Consider the following 3,082-nt stretch of genomic DNA (forward strand, 5'->3'; position numbering starts at 1 on the left):
AGCACAAGTCCTTGATAGCACTTGCGAAAAAATGAATTTTTCGTAGGCTTATTTAGTGTACCTTAGTTTCATAAATCTTGTAAAATAAATTTACAAGTCTTACTTGACTTATTACCACTAGACTTATCGATTGGCCTTGATTTGTTTTTTCAATTTCTTCATTGCCCAATCATAGTGACTTGAAGTCGCTGAAACAAAATAAGCGCCTAGTGAACTCGTGCCTGTCCATGAAAAATATTGCTTGGTAAATAGTTCAGCATTTGAAAACGTATTGGCTAAAGCCATGACTTCGGAATGACTGGTGTTTAACATATTTTTAGCATCATCAAGTGAGGTTGCTTGATGTTTTTCCCAAAACGCTTGATTGAGTTGACCGTAATTTTTCCAATTATAGGGTGCTGGTAGAAATGGTTGTGTTTCGCCATTTTGGTTGGCATTTACCCAATTCAAGAGTAGCTGATGCCATTCATAAAGATGAATCAAGACATCTCTTAAGTTTTTATCGCGTCTCCAATGTGCCTCTTTCATTTTTTCTGTGATTTCAAAATTGAAATCTTGATTTTCTTCTGGCAAAGCTTGCATTACTTGCTCTAATTTCAAATAACCTGTCTTTCCTGCCTCGATTAAATCTGTTTTAACTGTTGGTCTACCCATGATAATTCTCCTCCATTTTCTTGATGATGGTGATCAGCTCTTGTTTCAAGTCAAGCGGTTCAATAATTTTCGCTGATGGTCCAAGTGATAAGATATACCGATATAGCCAGTCTGTTTTTGGGAAGTCATCTTCGACTAATAAGTCTTTGTCCGAATGGTTTTGAATGGCATCTATCGGAAAGTCATCATAAATTTGATAGCCTAGCTCTTGTGACACTAGCATTTTCAAATGAATCATCTCGGGCGCTTGCAGTTGATGACTTTTATCGGCTTGAACTTCAAGCAATCGATTTTCAACGGATTGTTCAGTTATTTCAAGTTTGGTCAGTCGACTGAGTTTAAACATTCGGATTTCTTGTTTACCTAAACAATAGGCTTTGAGGTACCAACTCATGCTTTTAAAAACGAGTTGCGTCGGCTCTACTGTTCTGAAAGTCATCTCACCTTTTGCATTATAGTAATTAAAAGTGACGACTTTTTGTGTTAATATGGCTGTTTTTATCTGTTCAAAATCATCTGCACTCGACCCATACCAAGTACTAAAATCAATCGCCAACCAGGGCGCATCTTGGATGCCAAATAGTGCTGATAATTTGGCTAGTATCTCCTCATTTGCGGGGTCAACTTTAACGGCATCTGTCGTTTGCAAGGCCTGTAAAATGCTTTTACGCTCATCAGCATCTAATAAGACTTTACTCAAGACAAAATCAGATAACAGACTGATGCCACCGCCTTTTCCGCGCTCAGTATAAACTGGAATCCCTAGCTGGCTCATTCTATCAATATCACGATAAATCGTGCGAACTGATACATCAAACTTCTCACTTAGGGTTTTGGCAGTCACCTGCCCATGATTTAACAAAAGATAAGTGATATCAAAGATACGGTTGATCTGCATTATTTACACTTTCAAGCCGGTATAACTAGATAACTCGGCATACTTTTTTACTTCTTATCCTTATCCTATCATAGGAAAGGTGACAAGGTATGTCATATTTAAACTTATTTTCTTGTTCTCTTTATTCTAAGTATAGTCTGAAGCAAAATACCTGTCAACCAAAAAACTACCTTGCGATAGTTTTATCCTAAGATTATATACCAAAGAAATCAGTAGCAATATGTTGTCCTTGGTCAATTTTTGCCCACTGCTGATTTTCAGTTAAGGCATTACCATTATCACATGATGCAAAACCACATTGATGAGATAAAAAGAGTCTGTCTTTTGGAATGATTTGACTTGCTTTTTCAAGTAGGTCCAAAACACGTGCCTCATCATCTAAGGTTGCAGTTTTACTAGAAAGTAAGCCTAGCACAACTTCCGTCTCAGTGCGATCTTTAAACACATCGAGAGCTGAAAGATTCCCTACTCGCTCGTCACCCCACTCTAAAAAGAAACGATCATACTTCTGCTGGGATTAATGATATTGTTCTATCTATCTTTTTCTAGAATCTTATCAAATAATTGTTCCAATTTTTTAACATCATTATAAACAGTGCCATCCATATAGAGATTATAAACTGCATCGTCGGATTCTATTTTGATTTGTGCTTTATATCCTTTTTCTAATGCAAGTACACGAACAACTTCACGTTGTGCTCGGCCATTTCCCTCTCTAAATGGGTGTAGATAATTTTGATTATCCAAAATTAAGGCAAGATGTCGAATGATGTCTTCTCTGGTATGTGCATTTTGAAGATAATCATTAAGCAGTGAATTCATATATAATTCTGCAGAAGCGAATGATTGCATAGCCATAAAACTATTGCCACTCTTGGAAATATTTACTTCTCGATACTTTCCTGCCCACCAATACAAATCTTGAAAAATATACTGATGTATGGCTAAAATATCTTTCATACTCTGAACTTTGATGGGAAAAATATCTAGTTCTAGCAAACGCATACTCACTCGCTCATACTCTTGTTCCCTCGCCTCACTCTCATCTTGTATATCTAACTTATTTATAAGCACTGAAGCATTTGGGTAAGTATACTTATTATCAGGATCAACATACTGATAAGAACGGTATTCTTTTTTAGGCATTGACAATCCCTTTTCTAAGTTCAATCATGCGTCGTTTCATCTTTTCAATAAATACTACTTTAGGCTGCCACCCCTCAATCATGTTTGAACTTACTGCATACCAGACTGCTTCAAAATCTGGGCGATTGTCAAACTTTACACCCATAATCGTCATTTCTTGTTTATTTACATCTAAAGTCATCGGAATCGCCCTCCTCACTTCAATTACCTATATTATACCATTTTAAAAGCTTTTTATCACTAGAATCAAAAGACATACACGGTCGTTTCATAAATTAGTCTTGAAAAATTAACCAAAAGTGCTACACTGCCATTAGGAGAACAATATGACACTACAAGAAAAATTTATGATTATAGAAGATTCACGAGATGAAAGATACGTTA

Annotated in this window: 4 protein-coding genes and 1 pseudogene; all 5 read right to left on the bottom strand. The window is 36.2% G+C overall.

Annotated elements, in window-relative coordinates:
• Positions 1–123: 123 nt before the first annotated feature.
• Positions 124–654, bottom strand: coding sequence for a ClbS/DfsB family four-helix bundle protein (locus tag ACYQ21_RS15105; RefSeq protein ID WP_460059467.1), 531 nt, complete (start codon positions 652–654; stop codon positions 124–126).
• Positions 647–1,552 (bottom strand): helix-turn-helix transcriptional regulator, encoded by a 906-nt coding sequence (locus tag ACYQ21_RS15110; protein WP_460059469.1) that lies wholly within the window; start codon positions 1,550–1,552, stop codon positions 647–649. The genes ACYQ21_RS15105 and ACYQ21_RS15110 overlap by 8 nt, the downstream gene beginning before the upstream one ends.
• A gap of 193 nt (positions 1,553–1,745) precedes the next feature.
• A pseudogene (locus tag ACYQ21_RS15115) lies at positions 1,746–2,063 on the bottom strand (5-methyltetrahydropteroyltriglutamate--homocysteine methyltransferase); the annotation flags it as partial.
• A 20-nt stretch (positions 2,064–2,083) separates the two neighbouring features.
• Positions 2,084–2,698 (bottom strand): Fic/DOC family protein, encoded by a 615-nt coding sequence (locus ACYQ21_RS15120; protein ID WP_460059471.1) that lies wholly within the window; start codon positions 2,696–2,698, stop codon positions 2,084–2,086.
• Entirely contained in the window at positions 2,691–2,879 is a 189-nt protein-coding gene (locus ACYQ21_RS15125; protein ID WP_460059472.1) for a hypothetical protein, read from the bottom strand. The genes ACYQ21_RS15120 and ACYQ21_RS15125 overlap by 8 nt, the downstream gene beginning before the upstream one ends.
• Positions 2,880–3,082: the final 203 nt, after the last annotated feature.

It is taken from the genome of Pseudolactococcus yaeyamensis (genome assembly GCF_054658615.1).